We start from the raw sequence: 24,876 nt of genomic DNA on the forward strand, positions 1-24,876 counted from the left end.
CCCATCCGCAGTGGCCGCCCATCCGCCGTGGCGGCCGCCCGCCGCGGTCGCCCGCCGCCGTGGTCGCCCACCCGCCGTACGGGGGCCGGATCACCGCCGCTCCGGCCCCTTCCCTTCCCCCTCCTCTCTCCTTCCCATCCCCCAACTCATCGGTCTTCCCGACCTCGTATGGGAGCGCTTCCATGTCTGAGTCCGCACAGTCGGCACCCCCGGTGACCTTTCCTCCCGCCTTCCTCTGGGGCGCCGCGACCTCCGCGTACCAGATCGAGGGGGCGGTCCGGGAGGACGGCCGCACCCCCTCCATCTGGGACACCTTCAGCCATACGCCGGGCAGGACGGCCGACGGCGAGACCGGTGACATCGCTGTCGACCACTACCACCGCTACCGCGACGACGTGGCGCTGATGGCCGAGCTGGGCCTGAACGCGTACCGCTTCTCGATCTCCTGGTCGCGCGTGCAGCCCACCGGCCGGGGTCCTGCGGTCCAGCGGGGCCTGGACTTCTACCGCCGTCTGGTGGACGAACTCCTCGCGCACGGCATCCGGCCGGCGATCACCCTCTACCACTGGGACCTCCCGCAGGAGCTGGAGGACGCGGGCGGCTGGCCGGAGCGGGACACGGCGTACCGGTTCGCCGAGTACGCGCGGATCGTGGGCGAGGCCCTCGGCGACCGCGTGGAGCAGTGGATCACCCTGAACGAGCCATGGTGCAGCGCGTTCCTGGGCTACGGCTCCGGGGTGCACGCCCCGGGTCGGACGGACGCGGCGGCGTCGCTGCGCGCGGCACACCACCTGAACCTGGCCCACGGCCTCGGCGCCTCGGCCCTACGGTCCGTGATGCCGACCCGCAACGCGGTGGCGGTCAGCCTCAACTCCTCCGTCGTGCGCACGGTGTCCCAGGACCCCGCGGACCTGGCGGCGGGTCAGAAGATCGACGACCTGGCCAACGGGGTCTTCCACGGCCCGATGCTGCACGGCGCGTACCCGGAGACCCTGCTGGCGGCCACGTCGTCGGTCACCGACTGGTCGTACGTGCGCGACGGCGACCTGGAGACGATCCACCAGCCGCTGGACGCGCTGGGTCTGAACTACTACACGCCGACGCTGGTCTCGGCGGCCGAGGAGCAGGTGAGCGGCCCCCGTCCGGACGGTCACGGCGCCAGCGCCCACTCGCCCTGGCCGGGCGCGGACGACGTGGCCTTCCACCAGACCCCGGGCGAGCGCACCGAGATGGGCTGGACGATCGACCCGACCGGGCTGCACGAGCTGATCATGCGCTACACGCGGGAAGCGCCCGGCCTGCCGCTGTACGTGACGGAGAACGGCGCGGCCTACGACGACAAGCCGGACCCTGACGGCCGCGTCCACGACCCGGAGCGGATCGCCTACCTGCACGGGCACCTGTCGGCGGTGCGCCGGGCCATCACGGACGGCGCGGACGTGCGGGGCTACTTCCTGTGGTCCCTGATGGACAACTTCGAGTGGGCGTACGGCTACGAGAAGCGCTTCGGGGCGGTGTACGTGGACTACACGACCCTGGAGCGGACCCCGAAGTCCAGCGCGCACTGGTACGGCCGGGCGGCGCGGACCGGGGAGCTGCCGCCGCTGGAGGGCTGACCGGCCGGGGGGCCAGGGGTTCGGGGCGCGGCACGGGAGGGGAGTGCCGCGCCCCGGTGGTTCGCCGTGCCGCCCGAAGCCCGTCGCAAGGGGGCTCCGTCGCGTGGCCCACTCCCCTAGGGTTTGGTCGCGTGACCACCGAAGCCGCGGACAGAGCGGCCACCACCTACCCGTCCTCGCTGCGTCGGACCTCACTCATGGCCTTCGGCTCGCTGGCGTTCGTGGCGCTGGGCGTCTGGCTGCTGATCGACCATGCCACGCTCAAAGGCGTCCTCGCGGGCGCGGCCGCCGTGCCGTTCTTCGGCCTGTGCGCCTGCGTGGCGATCGGCCGCCTTCTGCGACGTCGGCCCGAACTGGTGCTGACCGGCGAGGGCCTGACACATGTGATGCTGGGCTCGATCCGCTGGACGGAGATCGCGGAGGTCACCGTCCGCGAGATCAAGGTCCGCTCCACCTCTCAGCGCGTGATCGAACTGGTGCTCAATGACCCGGACGCCTACCTGGCGCGGGCACCGCGTTCGGCCCGGATCGCAGGCAAGGCCAACCTGCGCTTCGGTTACAGCCCGGCGACCATCTCCGCGACCACGCTCCCCGTGGACCTCGACGGGGTGGTGGCGGCGATGCGCCGCCACCACCCCGAGTTGAGGATCAGGCGGTAGCACCCCGGAGAACAGGCACTACTTGTAGGTGCCGAACGCCTTCGAGAAGGCGAACCTGTCCTGGGTGATCGAGCTGCACGTCGGGTCCGCCGTCGGCTTGGGGCCGCCGTCGCACTGCTTGTCCCGCGCGGCCGACCACATCGACAGCCAGCCGAGGCCCTTGGACTTGGCGAAGTTCACCAACTGGGTGGCGTCGTCGACCTTGAAGACCTCCGAGGAGACGTCGTTGACGCCGATCATCGGGGTGACCGCGACCGTCTTCCAGGCCGCGCTGTCGGTCAGGCCCAGCACGCTCTTGATCTGCGCCTGCGTGGCGGTCGCCGCCTGCTCGGCGTAGGTGCCCATGTCGCCGCTGTACGCGGGGCCGTAGTCCATCGCCATGATGTTGACGGTGGAGACCTTCACGCCGTTGGACTTGGCGTCGGCGAGGAGGTTCACTCCGTCCTGGGTCAGGCCCTCCGGCATGACCGGGAGCGTGAACGACACGTCCAGTCCGGGGTGTTGCTGCTGCAGCTTGGCGATGGCCTGGGCGCGGCGGGTGTTCGCGGCCGTGTTCGGCAGCGCGCCGCCCTCGACGTCGAAGTCGACCTTGGTGAGTTTGTACGCGTCCACGACCTTCCCGTACGCCGCCGCCAGCGTGTCCGCCGAGGAGCAGGTCGTGGCCAGTTCGGAGCCGGAGGCGCCGCCGAAGGACACCCGGACGTCGCCACCCTTGGCGCGCAGGGCGCCGATCTGCGCGGCCACCGCGTCGTTGCCGAGGTCGGAGACGCCGCCCCACTTGGGGGTGCAGCCGCCGCCGTCGGTCACGAACGCCAGGTTGTAGTTCTTCACACCGGTCGCGTCGGCCGCGGCGGCCAGGTCGAAGGCCGGGTAGAGGGACGTGTCGACGTACGGGGAGAAGCCGGCGTTCGTGGTGGATCCGGTGCCGGTGCCGCCTCCGGTGGTCTGCGTGGCGGTGGGCGACGGAGTCGCGGTCGAAGGCGGGGTCGGCGCCGGGGACGGGGACTGAGTCGGGGACGGGGACCGAGTCGGGGACTGGGTCGGGCGGCCGCTCGGCTGCGGGGGCGTGCCGTCGTCGGCGGAACACTTCGCGCCGTCGATGACGCAGCCCGTCGGGTCCCCGGAGCCGCTCACGACGAAGCCGACGGTCACCGACTCGCCCGCCGCGAGGCCGTCCTTGTCCCAGGACGGCGGCTTCACGGTGACGTGCTGTCCGCTCACCGTGGGCGTGCCGTCCCACAGCGAGCTGAGCTTCGCACCCGAGGGAAGGTCGAACTGGAGCGTCCAGTCGGCCTTGGCCTGGCCGCTGTCGTTCGTGATCACGTACTGCGCGGTGTAGCCCGTCGACCAGGTGCTGGTCTTCGTGTACGCCGCGCCGACGCCGGCGGCGTGCGCGGTGCCGGTGACCACCAGGGCGCCACCGCCGACCACGACGGCGGCGACCGTACCGCCGATCGCCTTGTTTCTGCCGCTTATTCCGCGCCGGTGCGCCTTGCTCATCGCGTGCCTGCCTTCGCTGGTACGAGGGGTGGATGCGGCAGCACGCTAGCGAGCCGATAGGGGGCAAACCGCCTGATCCGGGCGGGCGTTGAGGATCTTAGGGTCGGCTTAAGGAAGGGATCGGGGGCGGTTAAAGGTAGAGACCAATATGCGGCGGCGTCTGCGGCGTACGCGGTGCCCTCGCCGTGTCGGGGCCCGTCCGTCCAGCTGGAACCAGATCCGCACCTCCGTGCCGCCCAGCACCGACGAGCCGATCCGTACGTCGCCGCCGGTCGACTCGGCGAGCCTGCTCACGATGTCCAGGCCGAGGCCCGTCGAGCCGTCGCTGCCCGAGCCGCGGCCGCGGGCCATCGCCGCCTGCGGGTCGGGTATGCCGGGCCCGGCGTCGGACACCAGCACGATCACCGCGTCCTCGGCGTTGTGCACGTCGACCGCGAACGCCGTGCCCTCCGGGGTGTGCCGGAAGACGTTCCCGAGCAGGGCGTCCAGCGCGGCGGCGAGGTCGGACCGGGCGACGGGTATGCGGACCGGACGGTCGGCCCCGGCCACCCGCCACTTGCGGCCCTCGTCCTCGGCGAGCGCCGACCAGAACTCCATCCGCTCGCGCACCACCTCCGCCGCGTCGCATCCGGCGCCCGGTCCGGCCGCCGCGGTCTGCGGCTTGGCCTCGCGGGCCGTACGGATGATCGTGTCCACCTCGCGCTCCAGCTGCGCCACCGCCTGACGGGTCTGCTCGGCGGCCGGCCCGTCGCCGAGCGAGGCCGCGTTCAGCCGCAGGACGGTCAGCGGCGTCCGCAGGCGGTGGGACAGGTCGGCCGCCAGTTCCCGCTCGTTCGCGAGGAGTTGTACCACCTGGTCGGCCATCGAGTTGAACGCGACCGCCGCCGCGCGCAGTTCGGCCGGCCCGTCCTCGGGGACGCGCGCCCCGAGCTGCCCCTCCCCAGGTCGTGCGCGCCCTCGGCCAGGCGCCGCGCGGGCCGCACCATCCGTACGCCGAGCCGGTCGGCGACCGCCACCGAGCCGACGATCAGTGCGAAGCCGACCGCGGCGAGCACCGCCCAGGCCGTGCCGACGCCGTGCGTCACCTCGGACTCGGGCACGTAGACCTCGATCACGGCGATCGCCCCGGAGCTGAGCGCGGTGGGTTGGAGCAGCGTGGAGCCGCCCGGTACCTCGGTGGTGGAGGCACGTCCGAGTCGGCGGGTGGCCGCGATGTCCTCGGCGGTGGCGCGACGGCGGCCGATGTCGACCGCTTTCGTGCCGTCCCCCGCGGGGATGTGCACCGCTATCCCGTCGGCGGAGCCCGCCGAGGCGACGACCCGCTCCAACTGGTCCCGGTCGGTGGTGATGGACAGCGCGGGCGCGATCGCGGCGGCCTGCCGCTCGGCGCCGGCGAAGGCCCGGTCGCGTGCCATCTCCTTGACGACCAGTCCGAGCGGGACCGCGAAGGCGACCACCACCATCGCGGTCACCGCCAGACACACCTTGACCAGGGCCCACCTCATGGCAGTGGCTCCGTCCCCGGCGGCTCCAGCTTCACGCCGACCCCCCGCAGGGTGTGCAGATAGCGCGGCCTGGCGGCCGTCTCGCCCAACTTCCTCCTGAGCCAGGAGAGATGGACGTCGATGGTCTGGTCGTCGCCGTACGACTGTCGCCAGACCTCCGCGAGCAGCTCCCTGCGCGGTACGACGACGCCGGGCCGTCCGGCGAGGAAGGCGAGCAGGTCGAACTCACGACGTGTCAGGTCCAGGGGCGCGCCGTCCAGTTCGGCGTGGCGACGCAAGGGGTCGATGGCGAGGCCGCCGACCCTGATGACGGTCGTGGACCCGGCGTCGGCGGTGGCCGTGCGGACGCGGCGCAGCACCGCCGCGATCCGAGCCGAGAGGTGCTCGACCGAGAACGGCTTGGTCAGATAGTCGTCCGCGCCCGCGTTGAGCAGGCGGACGATCTCCGTCTCGTCGTCGCGTGCCGTGGCGATGATGACCGGGACGTCCGTGATGCCGCGCAGCATCTTCAGCGCCTCGGAGCCGTCCAGGTCGGGCAGTCCGAGGTCGAGGATGACGACGTCGAAGGGGACGTGCGCGACCTCGCGCAGCGCCTCCAGCGCGGTGCCGACGCTGCGCACGGTGTGTCCGGCCTCCGTCAGATGCCTGATGAGCGCCGAGCGTACGAACTGGTCGTCCTCGACCACGAGCACACTTGCCATGGGCGGCACCGTACGCCATGCGGGCCGGGCGGTTCGGGGGCTGTGGACAACTCCCCACGCCGCAACCGGAGAAACGGAACTGTGTGCGACCCGTGAGACACCCGTGGGGCTGGTGAGGCAGTATGGCCGGGATGTTGAGAGGTCTCCTGCACGTACTGGCGTGGACGCTGGCCACCGGAGCGGCGGCCACGCTGTCGTGGTGGGGCGTCCACACGGTGCTGGCGGGCACCGCGTACGACCCGCCGCGCGCCCTGCCCGTCACCGCGGGCGGCGCGACGACGCAGGCGTCGAAGCCGTCGGCTCCCTCGACTCAGCGACCGGTCCCGTCGAAGAGCCCGTCGCCGACGCCGAGCACGACGAGCCCGCGGCCGACGCCCTCGAAGTCCCGGGCCACGAAGCCCGACCCGCCCACCATCGCCTCCGGCCAGGTCAAGAGCTACGACACCGCCGGCGGTCGCGTGGTCTTCGACCTCGGCAGCACCTCGGCGACGCTCGTGTCGGCCACCCCCGGCACCGGCTGGTCGATGCAGGTCTGGAAGACGGAGACCTGGATCCGGGTGGAGTTCGCGTCGGGTGCCGACCGGGTGTCGGTGTTCTGCACCTGGCACGACGGCCCACCCCATGTGGAGATCGGGAACTACTAGGGTCTTTCGTTTGGATCAGGCCGGATCAGGGAGCGGGGCCATGGGGGTGCCCCCGCGCGAGCTCGTTCGAGCGTGGGGGAGTTGGCGACCGACGACAACGCCGCTGGGGGTGCCCCCACGCCGTCAAGGCAGTGGGGGAGTGCGTGCCAGGCCCCGCGAACCCGGCATGATCCGAACGAGAGGCCCTAACCGCCCCTGGAGGTCGGCGGGGTCGGTCTGTTCAGCGGAAGACCGACGGCGGGGGCGCCGGGGATGCCACCGCCGCCGCGTCCGTGACGGCGGCCGCGCCGCCCGTGAAGTCGGTCAGCGCCTTGCCGTGCTCCACCCTCGCCGGGTGCGGGTCCGAGGCGGCCCGGCGGGTCAGTTCGGCGACCGGGAGCGGGTGGGCGGAGGCGGCCAGGACCGCGTTGCCGAAGCGCTTGCCGCGCAGGACGGCCGGATCGGCGATCAGTGCGAGCTCGGGGAAGACGGCCGCCGCCGTCGAGATCTGGCCGCGCAGGTGGGCGAGCGGAGGGCCGTCGGCGAGGTTGGCCGCGTACACACCGCCGTCCTTCAGCGCCCGGCGGACCTCGGTGAGGAACTCGACCGACGTCAGGTGCGCCGGGGTGCGCGCCCCGCTGAACACGTCCACGATGACCAGGTCCGCCCAGCCGTCCGGCACCTTGGCGAGCCCTTCCCGGGCGTCCGTGGAGCGCACCCGGATCCGTGCGTTCGGGTCCAACGGCAGGGCCCGGCGGACGAGTTGGACGAGCGCCGCGTCGCGTTCCACGATCTGCTGGGTGGAGCGGGGGCGGGTCGCGGCGGTGTAGCGGGCGAGGGTGAACGCGCCGCCGCCGAGGTGGACGGCGTGCACGGGACGGCCGGGCGGGGCGGCCAGGTCGATGACGTGGCCGAGCCGGCGCTGGTACTCGAAGGACAGGTACCGCGGGTCGTCGAGGTCGACATGCGACTGCGGGGCGCCGTCGATGAGGAGGGTCCAGGCGCGCGCCCGGTCCCGGTCGGGTATCAGCTGGGCGAGTCCGCCGTCGACCGCCTCGACGACGGCCTCGGCTCCCTGCCCGCGCCGCGCGTTCCGTGACCTGCCCACCCGGCCATTATCGGGGGCGGCGCGGAGGGCGGCTCACCGAGGACGGGGGGCCCTGCTCGGCGACCCGGTCGGCTCACCGGCCCTCGCCGGCCCGGGCGGCGTTCGATCCGAGGTGGTGACGGAGGATCGCCGACGGTTGCCGGGGCGGTCCCGGCCCGGTAAGGCGCTCATCGACAGTTGTCGGCGGCCTCGATCATGCGGGCCGCCTCCCCGAGGGCCGCGCGCAGGACCGCCGGATCCGTGGCCGGTTCCACCTCGCCGGGCGGCAGGAGCCAGCCCGTGCCCTCGACCGGGGGCAGCGGAGCGACCAGGCTCATGCCGCGCCCGTCGGTCTTCGTGCACGTGCTGCCGGGCACGTCCCACGCGTCCGCCGTGCCGGGCGGTACCAGGAAGCCGAGGGTGTCGCAGTCGTCGTCGTGCAGGACGGGCCCGACGCAGTCGCCCGCGCCGCGGCGGAGGATGTCCACCGCCTCGAGACCCTGACGGGCGGGCACGGTCACGAGGTCGGGGGCCTTGTGCGGCGGTGCGGCGCACTCGGGGGCCGGCACGGCCTGGGCGGCCTGCGGCCGTGTACGGAACTCGGTGCTGTGCGGGGTCTGCGTCCCGGCATCCACAACGGAACCCTCCTCGACGGTGAGTTGGGTCGGGAGTTCGGGCGGCTCCCGGTCCACAGGGTTCAACGCTCGGGGGCGTCAACGGCAACGGCGCAACACTGCCGCAAAGGATGGCAGTTCATGGCAGATCTCGCATGAGATATCCGGTTTGTAGCCAAACCTCGCATGACCACACCTGCGAGGAAGGTACGTTCTTGCACCGCCGGACGCAGGGAACCAAATGGCACCACGCGGACAAGCCACCCCAATCCGGCATGGTTCGACGGTTCGCACGAGAGGGCCCGGCCATGACCTCGTCCCAGACCCCCCGGCCACCACGGCCGAATCTCGCCTTCCGGCAGCTGCGCGGATCACGCTCGCCGGGCGAGTTCGCCGCGGCGGTGCGGCGTGCCGCACGCGAGATCGGCGAGCGGGTCAGCTGTGACGCGCGGTACATCGGACGGGTCGAGGCGGGCGAGATCCGTTGTCCCAACTACGCCTACGAACGGGTGTTCCTGCACATGTTCCCCGGGCGCACACTCTCGGACCTGGGGTTCGCGCCCCGCTCGGCGGTGCGCGGCCGAGGGGCGCGCACCGCCGACGAGGCGCCCCCCGCACACACCAACCGCCGTCCATATGCCTCCGATGAGCACCGGAAGGCATACGAGACGTATCACCCATCAGACACCTACGAGTCGCACCAGTCGTACGGCACGCACGCGTACGACGCACAGAACCACGAGGAGAGCGACGTGCAGCGTCGCGCATTCATGACCGGCGGCACCGTGACGGTGGCCGCCGCCTCCCTGGGCCCCTTCGGGCTCACCCTCGGCGGCCCCGCAGCGGCCGCCGAACGCCCCGTCCACCGTGCGGGCTCGTCCGAGGCGAGCGCGCTCGAGGAGGCCGTACGCAAGATCCGCCTGCTCGACGACCGGCACGGCGCGGACGGCCTGTACCGGCGCGCGGCGGCCCCGCTGCGCACCGCGTACGCGCTGCTCGACGCGGGCACGACCCGGCAGACGGTCGCCGACCGGCTGTACTCGGGCGCGGGTGAACTGGCCATCTCGGTGGGATGGCTGGCGCACGACTCCGGGCGTTACGACGACGCCCGCTCGCACTACGCGGAGGCGCTGGCGACGGCGCGGATGTCCGGGGACCCGGGCCTCGAGGCACACGCGTTCTGCAACACGGCGTTCCTCGCCCGCGACGCGGGCCGGCCGCGGGAGGCCGTACGGGCGGCGCAGGCGGCCCAGCGTGTCGGGCGCCCGCTCGGCTCGCACCGGTTGATGTCGCTGCTCGCCCTCAGGGAGGCGGGCGGCTGGGCGGGACTCGCGGACCGGGCGGGCTGCGAACAGGCGCTCGCACGGGCGCAGGCGCTCTTCGAACGGGGGCCGTCGGACTCGGACCCCGAGTGGATGACCTTCTACGGCGAGGCAGAACTGGAGGGCCTGGAGGCGCAGTGCTGGTCGACGCTGGGCGACTGGGGGCGGGCCGCCCGGCACGCACGGCGCGCGGCGCAGCTCCAGGATCCGCACTTCACCCGGAACATCGCCCTGTACACGGCCGAACTGGCCGACGACCTGGCCCGCGGGGGTCGTCCCGACGAGGCGGCGCGGGCCGGTCACCGCGTGCTGGACCTCCTGGACCAGGTCCAGTCCTCCCGCGTCCTGACGATGCTGGCGGGCACTGCGAGGGTACTGCTGCCGCACCGGCGGGCGTCGGGGGTGTCGGCGTTCCTGGACCGGCATGCGTCACTGCCTCGCAGTGCGTGAGCCGCTCGGGGTCGGGGTCGCCCGGGCGTCGGTTCCGCGACTCGGCGGTACGAAGGGCCGCAGCTACGCCATGTGCCCCAAGTCGTTCCACGACTCGATCGCCGGCTCGCCGTAAGCCCACCCGAGCACGGACAGCGACGTGGGGTTGAGCCTGATCCGCGCCGCGAACTCCAGCGGCAGCCCCAGCCACCGCGCCCCGATGGACCGCAGGATGTGCCCGTGTGCGAACACCAGCACATCCCGGTCCTCCGACCGCGCCCAGGCCACGACCTCGTCCGCGCGCGCGGAGACCTCCGCCAGGGTCTCCCCGCCGGGCACGCCGTCGCGCCAGATGAACCAGCCCGGCCGGATCTCCTGGATCTCGGCCGGCGTCATCCCCTCGTACGCCCCGTAATCCCACTCCATGAGCGTGTCCCAGACGCTCGCCCGCTCGCTGAAGCCGGCGAGTTCGCAGGTCTCACGCGCGCGTGCCAGCGGACTGGTGCGCACCTCGACCCCGGGCAGCCCGTCGAACGGCGCCCGGTGCAGCCGCTCCCCGAGCAGCTTGGCGCCCCGCCGTCCCTCCTCCAGCAGCGGCACATCGGTCCTGCCGGTGTGCTTGCCGGACAGTGACCATTCCGTCTGTCCGTGCCGGGCCAGCAGGATGCGCGGTGCCATGAGAGACCTTTCCGGGAGAAGTGAGCAGGACGCCACTCCATCATCGCCCACCCCTTCCCGGGGCAACCCAGGGGGCGATCTCTGCGTCTTTGAGGGCCGGGGCGCCCCACGAAGGCGGACGCCCGCACCGTAAGGTGGCACGACCGGAACGCCGGGAACCGCGACCAGGAGCAGAAGGGGGAGGGCGAATCGGATGCCGCAGGCCGAGACACCAGGCATCGGGGTGGGCCCGCTGACCCGGCTGCGCTGGTGGACCGAACTGCCCCTGATCCTGGTGGTGTACGCCTCCTACTCCGCGGGCCGGCTGCTCGCGCGGGGCGATGTCGACGGCGCCGTCGACCACGGTCTGGCGATACTGCGCCTGGAGAAGCTGCTCCACATCAACGCCGAGCATCCGCTGAACCGTCTCCTCACCCGCGAGGCATGGCTCGGCATACCCGCCGACTTCTGGTACGCGTCGCTGCACTACCTGGTCACCCCCGCGATCCTGGTGTGGATCTTCAGACGCCGCACGGAGCACTACCGGGCGGCCCGCACCTGGCTGCTGACGTCCACGTTCATCGGTCTGATCGGCTTCTCCCTGATGCCCACCTGCCCGCCGCGCCTGCTCTCCGCGGGCCACGGGTTCGTCGACACGATGGCGCAGTACAGCTCTTACGGCTGGTGGGGCGCCGAGGCGAGCGCGCCGCGGGGCCTGGGCGGCATGACGAACCAGTACGCGGCGATGCCGAGCCTGCACGTCGGCTGGGCGCTGTGGTGCGGGGTGTTGCTGTGGCGGCACGGCCGCTCGCGCTGGGCCAGGGTCGTGGCGGTCGTGTACCCGCTCGGGACCACGTTCGTCGTGATGGGCACCGCGAACCACTACTTCCTCGACGCGGTCGCCGGGGTCGCCGTCATGGGCGTCGGCTTCCTGCTGAGCCGACCGGTGATGCGGGCCGCGGACGCGGTCAGGACTCGTCTGCGGGCACGGTTCGCACCGGTCGCGGAGCCCTCGTCCGCCGCAGGTTCCCCAATTGTCAGTGCCGGATGCCAGACTTCGGCGGGTGAGCGAATTCCCCGACAGCCCCTCTCCCGCCCCGGGCCGGGAGCCGGGCCGGGTGCCGCTCCCGCGGACGCGGGGACGGCGCTGCGGCAGCGGCTCGCTGAGCTGCGCGGGCCGTCCGTACAGCCCAGGGCGCTGGACGCGCGCGCCCTCGCCGCGCTCGCCGCGAACCCCGGGTGCGGCGCGCGCGCGCTGCTGGACGGCGCCGGGGTGGACAAGGGGGCGCTGGCGGGCGCGCTGGGTGCGCCGTCGGCGTTCGGCCAGTCGCAGTTCGCCTTCATGCGGGGCAACGCGTTCGAGGCCCGGGTCAAGGCGGACGGCGGTGCGGAGCTGCTGCGTCTGGTGCGCGAGAAGCTGGACCCGACCGCCGACGCCCCGGAGGGGGCGCTCGTTCCGGACCTGGCCGCGGTCGGCCCGGAGGGGCGCGCGGCGCGTACGGCGCTGGCGTTGCGCGAGGCCACCGAGGCGCGCGGGTGGGCGCTGCTCGACCACCCCATGCTCGCCCTCGACGTGGCGGGATCGCCCGCGTTCCTGGAGCCGGACGCGGTGGTGGTGCACCCGGACGGCAGCTGGACGGTGGTGGAGATCAAGTCCTTCCCGCTGCTCGACGGTTCGGCGGACCCGGCGAAGGTGGGGGCGGCCGCGCGGCAGTCCGCGGTGTACGTGCTGGCGCTGGAGGAGGTCGCGGAGCGCCTCACCCCCGCACCCGTCGTACGCCACCGGATCCTGCTGGTGTGCCCCAAGGACTTCTCGAACCTGCCCACCGCGTCGCCCGTGGACGTCCGCAAGCAGCGCGCGGTCACCCGGCGCCAGCTGGCCCGTCTCACCCGCATCGAGGAGATCGCCGACGCCCTGCCCGAGGGCACGTGCTTCGCGCCGGACCTTCCGCAGGAGGAGCTTCAGGCCGCGGTGGAGTCGGTCCCGGCGACGTACGCGCCGGAGTGCCTGGCCGCCTGCGAGCTGGCATTCCACTGCCGTGACCGCGCCCGGGAGCAGGGCGCCGTGGCGGCCCTGGGCCGGTCGCTGCGGGCCGAGCTGGGCGGGCTGACCACGGTGGACGACATCCTGGCCGCCGCCCACGGCACGGCCGGGGACCCGGACGACCCGGCGGTGGCGGCCCTGCGCCGGGCGGCGCGGCTGCGGGCCGAGGCGCTCGCCGGACGGGAGGGCGCCGTATGTCCCTGATCACCACCCTCGCCCGCCTGGAAGCCGTGCGGACCGGCCGCGCCCAGCCCGCCGCCACCGTCCGGCACCGCCACCTGTCCGAGCGGCCCCTCGTCTTCGTCCCGCTCATCACCGCGGGCGAGGCCGGGGCACCGCTCGGCGCACTCGTCGGCACCGACCGGGACGACCCCCGGCTGCTCGTGGTACCGCAGCCCCGCGACCGCGACCTGAGGTTCGCGTTCCTCGCCGAACTCGCCGACGTCGTCCTGCCCTACATCGACGCCCACGCCGACACCGTGGAGCCCGCCGAGCGCACCGAGACCGACCCGGAGACCGGCAAGCGCGTCAAGGTGGAGGTCGAGCTGTGCGCCGACGCGCCCCAGCTGGTCGTGCCGAGCCGGGCGGGCATCGACTTCGTACGGCTGCTGGGCCGTTCCATGCGGTTCCGCCGCACCGCCGAGCAGGACCCGGAGACGCCGCACCCGGCGCCCCCGCGCGTGCCGCTCCTCGGCCGCTGGCTCACGCACTTCGGCGAGCGTGCCCGCGTCCCCGGCTCCTCCCTGCTGCTCGCGCTCACCGATCTGCTCGGGCGGCACTGGGCGACCGGGCAGTCGAACCTGGAGGACCAGCACCTGGGCGCACTGCTCGCCTGGATCGACCCGCCCGGGGGCGCCTCGGGCGCGGACGCTGCGCTCCGCGCCGAGCTGGCCCGGGACGCGGACGGCCAGTTGCTGTGCCCGCCGGCCGGACCGGCCACCGACCCGGCGTTCGACAACAGGCTGCTCGCCCCCGCGATCGAGCGCTACGACCGCGCCCGCACCCGGCTCGCCGCCGCCGAGGACGGCGTGGAGGCCGACGACCGCTTCGGTGAACTCACCGCCGCCGAGCGGGAGATCCGCGCCCTGGTGGAGAGTCGTACCCGGCCGACCTGGGACGCGGTGTGGCAGGGGCTGGACCTGCTGCGCGCGCTGCCGGAGGGCGCGCATGTCGAGGACCGCTGGACGCGCGACCGCTGGTCGTTCACCGGGCACCGGGACCGGGTGGCCGCCGGGGAGCCGCCGCAGCCGCGCCACGACGACGCGGTCACCGCGGCGAACAAGCTCGCCACGCGCGAGCGCGAACAGGCCCGCCTGGACGCCCAGGAGGCACTCGACGACCCGCTCGTCATGGCCGGGCGGCGGCTCGCCGGGGAGGCGTTCGCGGGCGAGGTCACGGAGGTCGTGATGGCGTACAGCGAGGGCAAGCGCCCCAGCCCGCGCCCGCTGGTGACCGTACGGACCGAGGACCGGCCGCACCTCGGGGAGCGCACGAAGGTGTACCGGTCGCTGGGCGGGAAGCCGCAGGCGGCGGAGTTCGTGGCCCACGAGGGGGAGGGCCTGCTGGTCCTGCGCATCGTCGACAAGATGGGCCGCGGCAAGGAGCCGGAGGCCGGGTCGGTCCCCGAGAAGGGGGACCACGTGTGCTTCACGCTCTTCGAGCACGAGCAGCGCGGCGGGGCCAAGCTGCCCGACCCGGAGGACACCCCGTGGACGCACGGCGGGCCGCCGGGTGAGGGCGAGGCCGTACCGCAGCCGGATCCGGTGACCGAGGAGGACGTGCTGTGACCGTGTTCGCCCCGCCGGGCAGGGACTTCGACCCGGGGGCCGCGGCCTCCCGGGCCACCGAGGCGATCCTGAGCGACACGCTGCACGGTGCGCACCGAGGGGTCGTGGTCGACTCGCCGCCGGGCGCCGGGAAGTCGACGCTGGTCGTCCGCGCCGCGCTGGAACTCGCGTCCGCCGGACGGCCGTTGATGGTGATCGCCCAGACGAACGCACAGGTCGACGACCTGGTGCTGCGGCTGGCCGAGAAGGAACCGGGCCTCCCCGTCGGGCGGCTGCACAGCAGCGACCCGGACCCGTACGACAAGGCGCTCGACGACCTGCCGAACGTACGCAAGTCGGCCAAGGCGGGCGACCTGGCGGGCCTGGACGTGGTGATCTCCACCGCCGCCAAGTGGGCCCACGTCAAGGACGTCGAGCCGTGGCGGCACGCCATCGTGGACGAGGCGTACCAGATGCGCTCGGACGCGCTGCTGGCGGTGGCGGGCCTGTTCGAGCGCGCGCTGTTCGTCGGCGACCCGGGGCAGCTTGACCCGTTCGCGATCGTCGGCGCGGAGCAGTGGGCGGGGCTGTCGTACGACCCGTCGGCATCCGCCGTGACCACCCTGCTGGCCCACAATCCGGAGCTGCCGCAGCACCGGCTGCCTGTGTCGTGGCGGCTGCCGGCGTCGGCGGCGCCCCTGGTGTCGGAGGCCTTCTACCCGTACACGCCGTTCCGCAGCGGCACGGACCACGGGGACCGGCGGCTGACCTTCGCGGTCGCGTCGGACGGCTCGGGCCCCGACCGGGTGATCGACGAGGCCGCCGAGTCCGGCTGGGGGCTGCTGGAGCTGCCCGCCCGGCACACCCCGCGGACGGACCCGGAGGCGGTGCGGGCGGTCGCCACGGTCGTACGGCGTCTCCTCGACCGGGGCGGGGCGGCGGTCTCGGAGCGGGCGGAGGAGCCGGCACCGCTGACCGCGGACCGGATCGCGGTCGGCACCGCGCACCGGGACCAGGCGGCGGCGGTGCGCTCCGCGCTGGCGGACCTCGGGGTGCCGGACGTCACGGTGGACACGGCCAACCGACTGCAGGGCCGGGAGTTCGATGTGACGGTGGTGCTGCATCCCCTGTCCGGCCGCCCGGACGCGACGGCGTTCCACCTGGAGACCGGCCGCCTGTGCGTGCTGGCGTCCCGGCACCGGCACGCGTGCATCGTGGTGTGCCGCGCGGGGGTGACGGAACTCCTGGACGACCATCCGTCGACGGAGCCGGTGCAGCTGGGGGTGACGGTGAAGTTTCCCGACGGGTGGGAGGCGAATCACGCGGTGCTGGCGCATCTGGCCGAACACCGGGTGGCGTGGCGCCCGTGACCGACCCGGGCCGGGACGGCGCCCCCGCTCACACCGCTGCGCCCTTGCGTCGGCGCGCGACAATGGACGGTGGCCCACCCGAACCGGGCGCCACCCGAACCGTACGAGGAGGACAAGACATGGCGGAGCCCACGCCGCGTCGGAACGAGCCGCGGCTACGCCCCGCGCCCTTGCTCTTCGAGCCCGCGGAGGCGGCCTCCGACCCGGAACACTTCTTCGCCCTGGAGTCGATCGACGACCCGCGGGCGCTGCTGGCGCGCGCCACGGAGCTGACGCAGGCGTTTCGCGCGGCCACGGACCGGGCGGTGGAGTACCAGGCGATCGCCGCGGCCCAGCTCGCCGACCCGCGCCGTTTCGACCGGCTGACGCCGGCGGCGATCGCCGAGCAGGCGGAGTGGACCGAGGACTACGCGAAGAAGATGGTGGAGTTCGGGCGGGACCTGCTCCGCGGGGTCGACTCGAACGGACCGGAAAGCCTGGGCTGACCGGGTCGGCCCACTGCGCCGACGACATCGAATGATCATGCGGCATATGCCGGGCCGCACCTTACCCCCTCTCGCACCCTTCCGTCCCCGTTTTCCGCAACCCTCGGAGACCGACCGCTCACGCCGGGTAGATCTGTTTCCCATGAGCAGTCGAACGCCGTCCATAGAAGCCTGTCGCGACGTCTGCGGTGTCACCTCCGAGGGCGCCGCCTGGCTCGCCTCGGCGGGAACGAATCCGCGCAGCACCCTCGCCCTCTGGGCGGACCGCCCCACCGCCCCGGTGGTCCTGCCGTGCGGCACCGCGTTCGACGTCGTCAACACCCCCGCGATCTTCGGACGGCGGATGCTCGATCGGCTCTGGGACGAGGGTCCCGGCTCCGGGCCCGTCGCCGTCCACAGGGGCCGCACCCTGCTGTTCACGGCGCCCGGCACGGCACGGCGACTGCCGGCGCTGCTCGACTGGGAGGAGTGGGGCGGCCGTACGCCCAAGATCCCTCCACTGTTGTGCCACGGGATCGGCGACGCGGTGACGGTGCCCGCCGTCCACCCGGCCGACCCCGCCGCCACCAGGCTCGATTCCCGCTGGCTGGTCGCCCCCGACACCCGTCGGCCCTGGCTGCCCGGGCCGGAGATCATCCTCTGGGCAGCCGTCCGAGCCGCCCGCGCGGCGACCTCCGCCCCCGTACGCATATCGATTTTTCCTCCCGCGGACCAGGATGCTAAGGTCTACGACGTCAGCAGGCGCCGCTAGCTCAGTTGGTTAGAGCAGCTGACTCTTAATCAGCGGGTCCGGGGTTCGAGTCCCTGGCGGCGCACGATGGCGATGGCGAGGCGTGTTCGCGGAAAGCGCGAACCGTCTCGCCATCGTCGTTTTCCGCACGACTTCGCCGCGCGCCGCGGGGGCTTCGCCACCCACACCCCCCTTCAGGTCGGCTGCCGTCGCCGCCTGGCGTGCACGGCGCCCAACCGGCACACGCCCCGCCTGTGCGGCGAAGTGCAGCACATCTGCGTTTTCTGTTGCACGCCAGGAGAGACACGTCCCGCCGACCGCGAACGACCTCCACGCCCCACCGACCACACGCCACTGCCCACCCACCGGCCCCACAGCCACCGCATGCCGGCACCCACCCACCGACCGCACGCCGCTGAACCCACCCGGCGTGCAGGCGAGGCGCGACCGCGCCCCGTCCCCCGGGCACAACGCAGCCCACGCGCAGGTCGCCCGACCTGGCCACCCGTTCCTCCGGGCCGCTCGCTCGCTTCTCCCCCGCGGACGCACGACCCTGACAAAGAAGCGAGCGGCCCAACAGCCACTTCACCCACGCAGTCAGCTTTCACCCTCACCATCACCCCTCACCCCTTCGTGATCCGCACAGTCCACCCCCCAGAAGCCGTCCTCCCCTCCACCTCCACCCGCACCCCCTCCCCCGGCACCGTGAAGGTCTCGCCCTCCCGGACCGGAGCGTCCGCCAGAGGCGGGTACACCGATGTGCCGGCGCAGGCCGAGCTGTGCGGGTGCGCGTCCAGGACCTCCACCGGCCCGCCCCCGGACTCCGTCTCGCCGCGCACCCGGTAGACGAGGACCCCCTGGGTGCAGGCCGCGCTGTCGTTGCCCACCGCCCCGCGCGCCTCGATGGCCAGCACACTGTCGGGCCCCGTCCGCACCACCGCCAGCTTGGTTCCGTGCCCCGACCCGAACGCCTCCACCCCTCGCGCCGGCGCACCCGCCGCACCCGCGCTCACCGGCACCTGCGGCACCCCGGTCGGCCCCGCGGCCACCGGCTCCAGCGTCAGCCGCGTGCTGCCCGGAGCCCGTACGCACACCACCTGGCTCTCGTCCAGCCACCCCAGCTTCCACTTGTGCCAGGCGAAGAGATCCGGGGCCAGTCCGAACTGGCTGCCCATGAGGTCCCAGTCGCCGACGTAGGTGTCCCAGTCCCCCTTGCCGTCGGTCGGACGGTGGTACAGGTCGGGCAGGTCGAACACATGGCCTGTCTCATGGGCGAGGACGAGCTGGTCCGGCGGATGCTTCTCGAAGACCGTGACCACCCGGCGGATGTCCCTGCCGTCGGCCCGCAGCGGGCTGTCGAGGTTCACCACCTTCGTGGCGTCCGAGTCGACGCCGGGCGCGTCCGGGTCGGCCACGAGGTACACGATGTCGTACCGGGAGAAGTCGACGTCCTTGTCGGCCGCGGCGAGCGCGTCGCGCAGATAGGTGGCCCGGCTCTCGATGCTCCAGTCGCGTCGTATGGCGTAGGAGGTGGACGGGTGCGGCATCCGGATCCAGTGGTCCACCGGATGGGGACGCAGCGTGAACCGGCCATAGGACGCGCGTTCGAAGAAGCGGCTGGTGTCCGGGAAGTAGTCACCGGTCAGCTCGGCCGGCGTGGTCGCCGGTGTCGCGTCCGGGAAGGACAGGAAGACCAGGACCGCGTCCAGCGCGCGGGTGGGGCGCGTGTAGGCGGCGTTCCAGGTGTCGACGCCCTCGGAGTGGTGCGCCCGGCTGCGGGCGATCTGGCAGGCCGCGGCCAGGGGTTCGACCAGCGCCGGGCCCGTCACGAGCGAGGTCGCGACCAGCGCGGTCATCGACGTGGCGAGGGCCGCGCTGCTGCGCAGGACGGGTGACGCGCCCCGGGAGAACCCCTTCAGGGTCTCGCGGGTGAGCCCCGTGAGGGGGAGCGGACGCGGCACGTCGACCTCCGGGTGCAGTTCTCGGAACTCCACCCCCAGCCTGGTCTTACTTGTATTACTACGTCCTGTTTGTCTGCCCCGGAAGGGTGAGAGGCCATCAGCCAGGGGATGAGCCAGGAGGGATCCGCGACGGCCGCGGGAGGGGCAGTGCGGGGCGGGAGCGCACGACGGCGCACGAGCGCCAAGGGGGCGGCCGACATGCGCCGACGCCCCCAATACTCACGGAACGTCACAGCCATGGGCGGCCTGATGGACCGGGGTCCGGCACGGGCAGAAACGATCTGTCAGAACACGCGCTCGCCGCGGGACACTGGACATCGGCTGGAAGGCCTTTGGGTCAGCCTCTATGATCGGCACACTTTCCTGCACGAACACGGCTTGTACGGCCGCCCACCTTGCGGCCGTCGACCCCGACGAGACCCAAGAGATCCGTACGAAGAACGAGTGCACTGCGGGAGCGAGCGGTGAGCGGAACGTCCGATGGGCCGGCGCCCGCGGCAGACCTCGTCGGCCCGGCCATCACAGAGAGTTACGACACCACGTCATCCGGTACGTCCCAGCCATCACCCCTTTCCGACGACCCACCCCTCACCTCCGAAGACCGACTCCTGAACCCGCCCGTCGAGGCGCCCTCTCCCACGCCGTCCGTCGACGCACCACCCCTGACCCCGGCCGCCGACCAGCCACCCTTCTCCCCGGCCACCGGGCCCCAACCGGTCTCGTTCGGCGCCGCGTTCACCGCCGCGCCGCTCGCCATGGCGGTCGTCGACCGGGAGGGCCTGGTCGTCACCGCCAACGGGACGATGGGCTCACTGCTCGGGACCGGCGCGGAAGCGCTGGTCGGCAAGGTCGCCGCCGACCTGCTGGACCTGTCCTCGGACGCCCGTACCTGGCACGCCTACCGCGAGGTACTGCGCGGACGCCAGGCCAAGCTTCGCTGCACGCGCCGCGTCAAACACCCCGACGGGCACTCCCTGTGGGCCCAGGTGACCGTGACGCCGCTGCCCGAGGCCGAGAAGGCGGTCCTGCTCTCCGTCGCCGACATCAGCGTCCGCCGTGAACTCCAGGCGCGGCTACGGCACTTGCAGATGCACGACCCGGTGACCCGGCTGCCCAACCGGACGCTGTTCTTCGAACGCCTGTCGGCCGCGCTGGAGGCGGATTCGTACGAGGAGAGCGGCACCGGCCGGATCGGGCTGTGCTACCTGGACCTCGACGGCTTCAAGGCGGTCAACGACACCCTCGGCCACCGCGTCGGCGACCGGCTGCTCGCGGCCGTCGCGGAGCGTCTGACCCACTGCGCGGACGAGGCGGGCCACGGGCGGCCCACGACTCCCCTGGTGGCCCGACTGGGCGGCGACGAGTTCGCGCTCCTCGTCGAGGACTCCACGGGCACCGAGCAACTGGCCGAACTGGCCGAGTCGGTGCTCAAGGCGATCCAGGAGCCGTTCGACCTGTCCGGGCAGCGGCTGTCGGTGTCGGCGTCCATCGGCGTCGTGGAGCGGCACGCGGCCGGCACGAGCGCGACCGGCCTGATGCAGGCGGCCGATACGACGCTGTACTGGGCGAAGGCAGACGGCAAGGCCCGCTGGACGCTGTTCGATCCGGAGCGCAACGCACACCGGATGACCCGCCAGGCGCTGTCCTCGGGGCTGCGGCCGGCCATCGAACGGGGTGAATTCGCCCTGGAGTACCAACCGTTGGTCGGTATGGAGGACGGACGGGTGCGCGGGGTGGAGGCGCTGGTGCGCTGGCATCACCCTCAGTTCGGCACCTTGACGCCGAATCGGTTCATCGGACTGGCGGAGGAGGACGGCTCGATCGTCCAGCTCGGGCGCTGGGCGCTGAAGACGGCCTGCCGACAGGCGCGCCGCTGGCAGCTGGAACGCCCGGACGAGCCGCCGCTCTTCGTCAGCGTGAACGTGGCGGTGCGCCAGGTCTGGGACTCGGACCTGGTGGCGGACGTGGCGGAGACCCTGACGGAGACCGGACTCGCCCCGCATCTGCTCCAGTTGGAGCTGACCGAGTCCGCGGTCATGGGTTCGGCCGGTCGTCCGCTCCAGGCGCTCCAGGCGCTCAGCGAGATGGGGGTGCGCATCGCGATCGACGACTTCGGCACCGGGTACTCCAACCTGGCCTACCTCAGCCGGCTGCCGGTGTCCGTGCTGAAACTGGACGGGTCGTTCGTCCGGGGTTTCCAGTACGAGGGCACGGACGCGCATCCGAACCCGGCCGACGAGGTCATCGTGGAGGCCATGATCCAGCTCGCCCACCGGCTGGGCCTGACGGTCACCGCGGAGTGCGTGGAAACCTCGGCCCAGGCCACCCGCCTGCGCCGCATCGGCTGCGACACCGGGCAGGGGTGGCTGTACTCACGTCCGGTGCCGCCGGACCGGATTACGGAGCTGGTCGAAGGAGAAGGGTGCCGCAAGTGAGCCCGTCCGGCATTTGAGGACGGGGCCGTTCAGGTCGAAGGGCGTCTGGGGGCGCAGCCCTCAAGGACGGCGCCCCCAGGGACGGCACCCCCAGGGACGGCGCCCCAGGACCGGGAACCTCAAGCCGCCGCAGGCAACCCGTACGCGTCCGCGATCAGTTCGTACGACCGCAGGCGTACCTCGCCGCTGTGGGCGTTGGACGTGAGCATCAACTCGTCGGCGCCTGTGCGCTTCTGGAGGTCGTCGAGGCCGGAGCGGACCTCGTCCGGTGTCCCGTGGACGACATTGGAGTTCCAGGACCCGATGAACTCCTCCTCCATGGGGCTGAACTCGTGCGCCTCGGCCTCCTCCGGCGTCGGGACGAGGCCGGGGCGGCCCATGCGCAGTCGGAGCATGTTCAGGGCGGCGGCCCGGACCTGGCGGCGGGCCTCCTTCTCGTCGTCGGTGGCGAGCGCGGAGACGCCGATGAGGGCGTACGGCGCGTCGAGGACCTCGGACGGGCGGAAGGAGTCGCGGTACAGGTCGAGCGCCGGGATGGTGTTCTGCGCCGAGAAGTGGTGGGCGAAGGCGAACGGCAGGCCGAGCATGCCGGCCAGGCGGGCGCTGAACCCGGAGGAGCCGAGCAGCCAGACCGGCGGCCGGTGCGGGGACTGCACGCCGCCCGGCGAGGTGGCCTGGACGGGGCCCGGGACGGCGTGGATACGGGCGTAGGGGTGGCCGTCCGGGAAGTCGTCGTCGAGGAACCGGGTCAGCTCGGCGAGCTGCTGCGGGAAGTCGTCGGCGCCCTCGTTCAGCTGGTCGGTGCGGCGCAGCGCCGCGGCCGTGGCACCGTCCGTGCCGGGGGCGCGGCCGAGGCCCAGGTCGATACGGCCGGGGGCCATGGCCTCCAGCGTGCCGAACTGCTCGGCGATGACCAGCGGGGCGTGGTTGGGCAGCATGACGCCGCCCGAGCCGAGCCGGATGCGGTCGGTGTGGGCGGCGAGGTGGGCGAGGATCACCGCGGGCGAGGAGGAGGCCACGCCCGGCATGGAGTGGTGCTCGGCGACCCAGTACCGGTGGAAGCCGCGGGCCTCCGCGAGCCGGGAGAGGGCGACACTGGTGCGCAGGGCGTCGGTGGCGGTGGTGCCCGCGCCGACGGTGACCAGGTCCAGTACGGACAGGGGGACGGGGGCGGTGCCCTGTGCCGTGCCTCGGATCTCGTCCACTGCTGTGCCTCCTGCGTGAGCGTCGCGTCTCTCACACGCCTAACAGGAGACGGTCCCCGGTTATTCCCGCCACCCCCTGGCGGTCTCGGCGCCGGAGACCACCGCCCGGACAACCGGACTCCGAGGCCCCGGCCCCGTGGACCCCGCTCCCGGCACTCCCCCTACACCTGCACCACCGGCTCCCTGGTGAACAGCGTCCCCAGGCTCGGCGCGTTCACCCGGCGGTCCACCAGGCGCAGCGCCTCCCACACCGTGACCTGGTTCGCAGTGAGGACCGGTTTGGCCAGGTCCTTCTCCAGGGCCGTCAGGTGCGCGGCGGTGTGCAGGGCGGTGTCCGGGATCAGGACCGCGTCCGCGTCGGCGTGGTCGCCCGCGCGGGCCAGCGCCAGGACCTCATCGCCCCAGGTGGCCACCTGCGCCGCCGCTCCGGCGTCGGCGCCGTGGACCGCGACCACCTCCGCACCGGCCGCCCGCAGGAAGGAGGCGAACTCCTGCGCCACGTCGTCCGGATACGTCGCCGCGACGGCCAGCCGCCGCGCCCCGATCTCCCGCGCGGCGTGCACGAAGCCGAACGCCGTGGACGACGCCGGCATCCCCGCGGTGCGTGCGAGGGTGCGCACCTGCTCGTGGGCGCCCTCCCAGCCGCGCAGGAAGCTGCCGCTGGTGCACGCCCACACCACCGCCTCGGCGCCCGCGAGCCGCAGCTCCTGAGCGCTCGAGGCGAGCCGCTGCGGCGAGCCCATCTCCCGGAGCAGGTCGGCGCGGTGCGCGTCCTCGCCGACGTCGGTGTGCACGAGATCCACCCGGATGTCGCCGGCCAGCAACTGCTCGATGCGCGGATAGTCGTCCTCGGCGAAGTGGCCCGGGTAGAGGAATCCGAGTGCGGTCATGCCCAACCTTCCTGTTCGTCGGCGGTACGGGTCCCCGGTGTGCCGCCGTGTCGAGCAGAGCCTGCCGGTGACCCATGGCGCGGGTACCCAGGTGAGGCGGAGCCGTCCCCCTCATCACCTGGTCGGTCGTGTTGACGGCACCGTGCCGGGGTGCGACCGTGGTCGATCCGCGCACGTCGGACGCCCCGTCGGCCGCTGTCGGCCGCCGCCGAACTCGAGGAACGGTTCCGCATGACGGCTTCCACGCCCGGCCCGACCGTGCTGGTCCTGGACGGGGACCCGCTCCTCCGGCTCGGCCGGCTCACCGGCCGGGCGCGGATCGAGCACGTGGACGCCTCGACGCTCGCCGCGCGGCTGCCGTACGCGGATGTGCTGCTGGTCTGGGACGTCGCCTCACGGGCGGTGCGCGACGCCTGGCCGGGCGAGGGGCCGCGCCCGCGCTGGGTGCACATCGCGAGTGCGGGAGTCGATCATGTGCTGTGTCCGGAACTCGCCGCGTCCGGCGCGGTGGTGACGAACGCGCGCGGCGTCTTCGAGCGGCCGGTCGCCGAGTACGTGGCCGCGCTCGTCCTCGCCCTGGCCAAGGACCTGCCGCGCACCTGGGACCTGCAACGGGAGCGGGAGTGGCGGCACCGGGAGGCGCTGCGGGTGGCGGGCACGCGCGCGTGCGTGGTCGGTTCCGGACCGATCGGGCGGACGATCGCCCGTACGCTCAAGGCGCTCGAGGTGACCACGTCGATCGTGGGCCGGGTGCCGCGCACCGGCATCCACGGCCCGGCCGACCTGGACCGGCTGATGGCCCGGGCCGACTGGGTGGTCGCGGCGGCGCCGCTGACCGAGCAGACGTACGGCATGTTCGACGCCCGCCGCTTCGGCGTCATGCAGCCGTCCGCCCGGTTCATCAACGTGGGGCGCGGGCAGCTCGTCGTGGAGGAGGCGCTGGCCGAGGCGCTGAGGAAGCGGTGGATCGCGGGGGCGGCCCTCGATGTCTTCCGGCAGGAACCGCTCGGCCCGGACAGCCCCTTGTGGCAGGTGCCGGACCTGCTGGTGTCCCCGCACATGAGCGGTGACACGGTCGGCTGTCAGGACGAGCTCGGGGCGCAGTTCCTGGCGTTGTACGAACGCTGGGCCGCGGGTAAACCGCTGCTGAACGTGGTGGACAAGAATCGGGGATACGTTCCCGGCCACTGAGCCGCCGCACGCTCGCCGTCGCCCCTGGTCAGCGCCCCGGCCAAGCGAAACGGCGGCCTCCGGTTCGGACCGCCGAGGACGATCGG

Annotated in this window: 19 protein-coding genes, 1 tRNA gene and 2 pseudogenes; 13 read left to right on the top strand and 9 right to left on the bottom strand. The window is 73.0% G+C overall.

Going from position 1 to position 24,876, the window contains the following annotated elements; translation table 11 throughout:
- Positions 1–182 precede the first annotated feature (182 nt).
- On the top strand, positions 183–1,616 hold the full coding sequence (locus N8I84_RS15460) for a GH1 family beta-glucosidase (RefSeq protein ID WP_263230086.1): 1,434 nt from the start codon (positions 183–185) through the stop codon (positions 1,614–1,616).
- Between the two features lie 131 nt (positions 1,617–1,747).
- Positions 1,748–2,275, top strand: a complete 528-nt coding sequence (locus N8I84_RS15465) for an STM3941 family protein (protein WP_263230087.1) — start codon at positions 1,748–1,750, stop codon at positions 2,273–2,275.
- 18 nt (positions 2,276–2,293) lie between these two features.
- On the opposite strand, the gene N8I84_RS15470 is transcribed toward N8I84_RS15465, so the two are convergent.
- The 3 genes and pseudogenes from N8I84_RS15470 to N8I84_RS15480 all read right to left on the bottom strand — a co-directional run bounded on the left by N8I84_RS15470 (position 2,294) and on the right by N8I84_RS15480 (position 5,981).
- Entirely contained in the window at positions 2,294–3,775 is a 1,482-nt protein-coding gene (locus tag N8I84_RS15470; protein WP_263230088.1) for a glycoside hydrolase family 18 protein, read from the bottom strand.
- A gap of 108 nt (positions 3,776–3,883) precedes the next feature.
- Positions 3,884–5,280: pseudogene (locus N8I84_RS15475) on the bottom strand (sensor histidine kinase).
- A complete protein-coding gene (locus N8I84_RS15480; protein ID WP_263230089.1) occupies positions 5,277–5,981 on the bottom strand; it encodes a response regulator transcription factor in 705 nt (234 codons plus the stop codon). The pseudogene N8I84_RS15475 and the gene N8I84_RS15480 overlap by 4 nt, the downstream one beginning before the upstream one ends.
- A 131-nt stretch (positions 5,982–6,112) precedes the next feature.
- Between N8I84_RS15480 and N8I84_RS15485 the strand changes: the two genes are divergently transcribed.
- Positions 6,113–6,625, top strand: coding sequence for a hypothetical protein (locus tag N8I84_RS15485; RefSeq protein WP_263230090.1), 513 nt, complete (start codon positions 6,113–6,115; stop codon positions 6,623–6,625).
- Positions 6,626–6,845: 220 nt separating this feature from the next.
- Here N8I84_RS15485 and N8I84_RS15490 read toward each other — a convergent pair whose 3' ends face one another.
- Both N8I84_RS15490 and N8I84_RS15495 read right to left on the bottom strand, forming a co-directional pair.
- Positions 6,846–7,712 (bottom strand): spermidine synthase, encoded by an 867-nt coding sequence (locus N8I84_RS15490; protein WP_263230091.1) that lies wholly within the window; start codon positions 7,710–7,712, stop codon positions 6,846–6,848.
- A 167-nt stretch (positions 7,713–7,879) separates the two neighbouring features.
- Complete coding sequence (locus N8I84_RS15495; RefSeq protein WP_390898896.1) at positions 7,880–8,326, bottom strand: hypothetical protein; 447 nt, start codon at positions 8,324–8,326, stop codon at positions 7,880–7,882.
- A 287-nt stretch (positions 8,327–8,613) separates the two neighbouring features.
- Here N8I84_RS15495 and N8I84_RS15500 point away from each other — a divergent pair, with 287 nt between their 5' ends.
- The gene (locus tag N8I84_RS15500; RefSeq protein ID WP_263230092.1) at positions 8,614–10,077 is read left to right on the top strand and encodes an ATP-binding protein; all 1,464 of its coding nucleotides are present in this window, start codon (positions 8,614–8,616) and stop codon (positions 10,075–10,077) included.
- A gap of 63 nt (positions 10,078–10,140) precedes the next feature.
- Here the strand turns inward: N8I84_RS15500 and N8I84_RS15505 are convergent, their stop codons facing one another.
- A complete protein-coding gene (locus N8I84_RS15505; protein WP_263230093.1) occupies positions 10,141–10,734 on the bottom strand; it encodes a histidine phosphatase family protein in 594 nt (197 codons plus the stop codon).
- A gap of 193 nt (positions 10,735–10,927) precedes the next feature.
- Between N8I84_RS15505 and N8I84_RS15510 the strand changes: the two are divergent.
- The 7 genes and pseudogenes from N8I84_RS15510 (at position 10,928) to N8I84_RS15540 (ending at position 17,193) form a co-directional block, all read left to right on the top strand.
- Positions 10,928–11,880, top strand: a pseudogene (locus N8I84_RS15510) (phosphatase PAP2 family protein).
- Positions 11,861–12,961 (top strand): hypothetical protein, encoded by a 1,101-nt coding sequence (locus N8I84_RS15515; RefSeq protein ID WP_263234771.1) that lies wholly within the window; start codon positions 11,861–11,863, stop codon positions 12,959–12,961. The pseudogene N8I84_RS15510 and the gene N8I84_RS15515 overlap by 20 nt, the downstream one beginning before the upstream one ends.
- On the top strand, positions 12,952–14,544 hold the full coding sequence (locus N8I84_RS15520; RefSeq protein WP_263230094.1) for a hypothetical protein: 1,593 nt from the start codon (positions 12,952–12,954) through the stop codon (positions 14,542–14,544). Before N8I84_RS15515 ends, N8I84_RS15520 begins: the two co-directional genes overlap by 10 nt.
- Complete coding sequence (locus N8I84_RS15525) at positions 14,541–15,893, top strand: AAA domain-containing protein (RefSeq protein WP_263230095.1); 1,353 nt, start codon at positions 14,541–14,543, stop codon at positions 15,891–15,893. Before N8I84_RS15520 ends, N8I84_RS15525 begins: the two co-directional genes overlap by 4 nt.
- Positions 15,894–16,012: 119 nt before the next feature.
- Positions 16,013–16,378, top strand: a complete 366-nt coding sequence (locus tag N8I84_RS15530) for a hypothetical protein (protein ID WP_263230096.1) — start codon at positions 16,013–16,015, stop codon at positions 16,376–16,378.
- Between the two features lie 142 nt (positions 16,379–16,520).
- Entirely contained in the window at positions 16,521–17,129 is a 609-nt protein-coding gene (locus tag N8I84_RS15535; protein WP_263230097.1) for a bifunctional DNA primase/polymerase, read from the top strand.
- Positions 17,120–17,193: transfer RNA gene (locus N8I84_RS15540), tRNA-Lys, on the top strand. Before N8I84_RS15535 ends, N8I84_RS15540 begins: the two co-directional genes overlap by 10 nt.
- A 538-nt stretch (positions 17,194–17,731) precedes the next feature.
- On the opposite strand, the gene N8I84_RS15545 is transcribed toward N8I84_RS15540, so the two are convergent.
- Positions 17,732–19,069: a M6 family metalloprotease domain-containing protein gene (locus N8I84_RS15545; RefSeq protein WP_263234772.1), complete on the bottom strand. Its 1,338-nt coding sequence runs from the start codon at positions 19,067–19,069 to the stop codon at positions 17,732–17,734.
- A 464-nt stretch (positions 19,070–19,533) separates the two neighbouring features.
- On the opposite strand from N8I84_RS15545, the gene N8I84_RS15550 reads away from it, so the two are divergent.
- Positions 19,534–21,504: a putative bifunctional diguanylate cyclase/phosphodiesterase gene (locus N8I84_RS15550; protein WP_263230098.1), complete on the top strand. Its 1,971-nt coding sequence runs from the start codon at positions 19,534–19,536 to the stop codon at positions 21,502–21,504.
- Positions 21,505–21,623: 119 nt separating this feature from the next.
- Here the strand turns inward: N8I84_RS15550 and N8I84_RS15555 are convergent, their stop codons facing one another.
- Positions 21,624–22,709, bottom strand: a complete 1,086-nt coding sequence (locus N8I84_RS15555; protein ID WP_263230099.1) for an LLM class flavin-dependent oxidoreductase — start codon at positions 22,707–22,709, stop codon at positions 21,624–21,626.
- Positions 22,710–22,870: 161 nt separating this feature from the next.
- Positions 22,871–23,599, bottom strand: a complete 729-nt coding sequence (locus N8I84_RS15560; protein WP_263230100.1) for a maleate cis-trans isomerase family protein — start codon at positions 23,597–23,599, stop codon at positions 22,871–22,873.
- A gap of 231 nt (positions 23,600–23,830) precedes the next feature.
- On the opposite strand from N8I84_RS15560, the gene N8I84_RS15565 reads away from it, so the two are divergent.
- On the top strand, positions 23,831–24,790 hold the full coding sequence (locus N8I84_RS15565) for a D-2-hydroxyacid dehydrogenase (RefSeq protein ID WP_263230101.1): 960 nt from the start codon (positions 23,831–23,833) through the stop codon (positions 24,788–24,790).
- The last annotated feature ends 86 nt before the right edge of the window (positions 24,791–24,876 follow it).

This window comes from Streptomyces cynarae, from assembly GCF_025642135.1.
Lineage (GTDB): Bacteria > Actinomycetota > Actinomycetes > Streptomycetales > Streptomycetaceae > Streptomyces > Streptomyces cynarae.

Bases quoted from the DNA above. Each gene is read 5' to 3' on its own strand.
- N8I84_RS15460 (WP_263230086.1), top strand. From the start codon at position 183: ATGTCTGAGTCCGCACAGTCGGCACCCCCGGTGACCTTTCCTCCCGCC.
- N8I84_RS15470 (WP_263230088.1), bottom strand. From the start codon at position 3,775: ATGAGCAAGGCGCACCGGCGCGGAATAAGCGGCAGAAACAAGGCGATC.
- N8I84_RS15480 (WP_263230089.1), bottom strand. From the start codon at position 5,981: ATGGCAAGTGTGCTCGTGGTCGAGGACGACCAGTTCGTACGCTCGGCG.
- N8I84_RS15485 (WP_263230090.1), top strand. From the start codon at position 6,113: ATGTTGAGAGGTCTCCTGCACGTACTGGCGTGGACGCTGGCCACCGGA.
- N8I84_RS15500 (WP_263230092.1), top strand. From the start codon at position 8,614: ATGACCTCGTCCCAGACCCCCCGGCCACCACGGCCGAATCTCGCCTTC.
- N8I84_RS15505 (WP_263230093.1), bottom strand. From the start codon at position 10,734: ATGGCACCGCGCATCCTGCTGGCCCGGCACGGACAGACGGAATGGTCA.
- N8I84_RS15520 (WP_263230094.1), top strand. From the start codon at position 12,952: ATGTCCCTGATCACCACCCTCGCCCGCCTGGAAGCCGTGCGGACCGGC.
- N8I84_RS15530 (WP_263230096.1), top strand. From the start codon at position 16,013: ATGGCGGAGCCCACGCCGCGTCGGAACGAGCCGCGGCTACGCCCCGCG.
- N8I84_RS15535 (WP_263230097.1), top strand. From the start codon at position 16,521: ATGAGCAGTCGAACGCCGTCCATAGAAGCCTGTCGCGACGTCTGCGGT.
- N8I84_RS15560 (WP_263230100.1), bottom strand. From the start codon at position 23,599: ATGACCGCACTCGGATTCCTCTACCCGGGCCACTTCGCCGAGGACGAC.
- N8I84_RS15565 (WP_263230101.1), top strand. From the start codon at position 23,831: ATGACGGCTTCCACGCCCGGCCCGACCGTGCTGGTCCTGGACGGGGAC.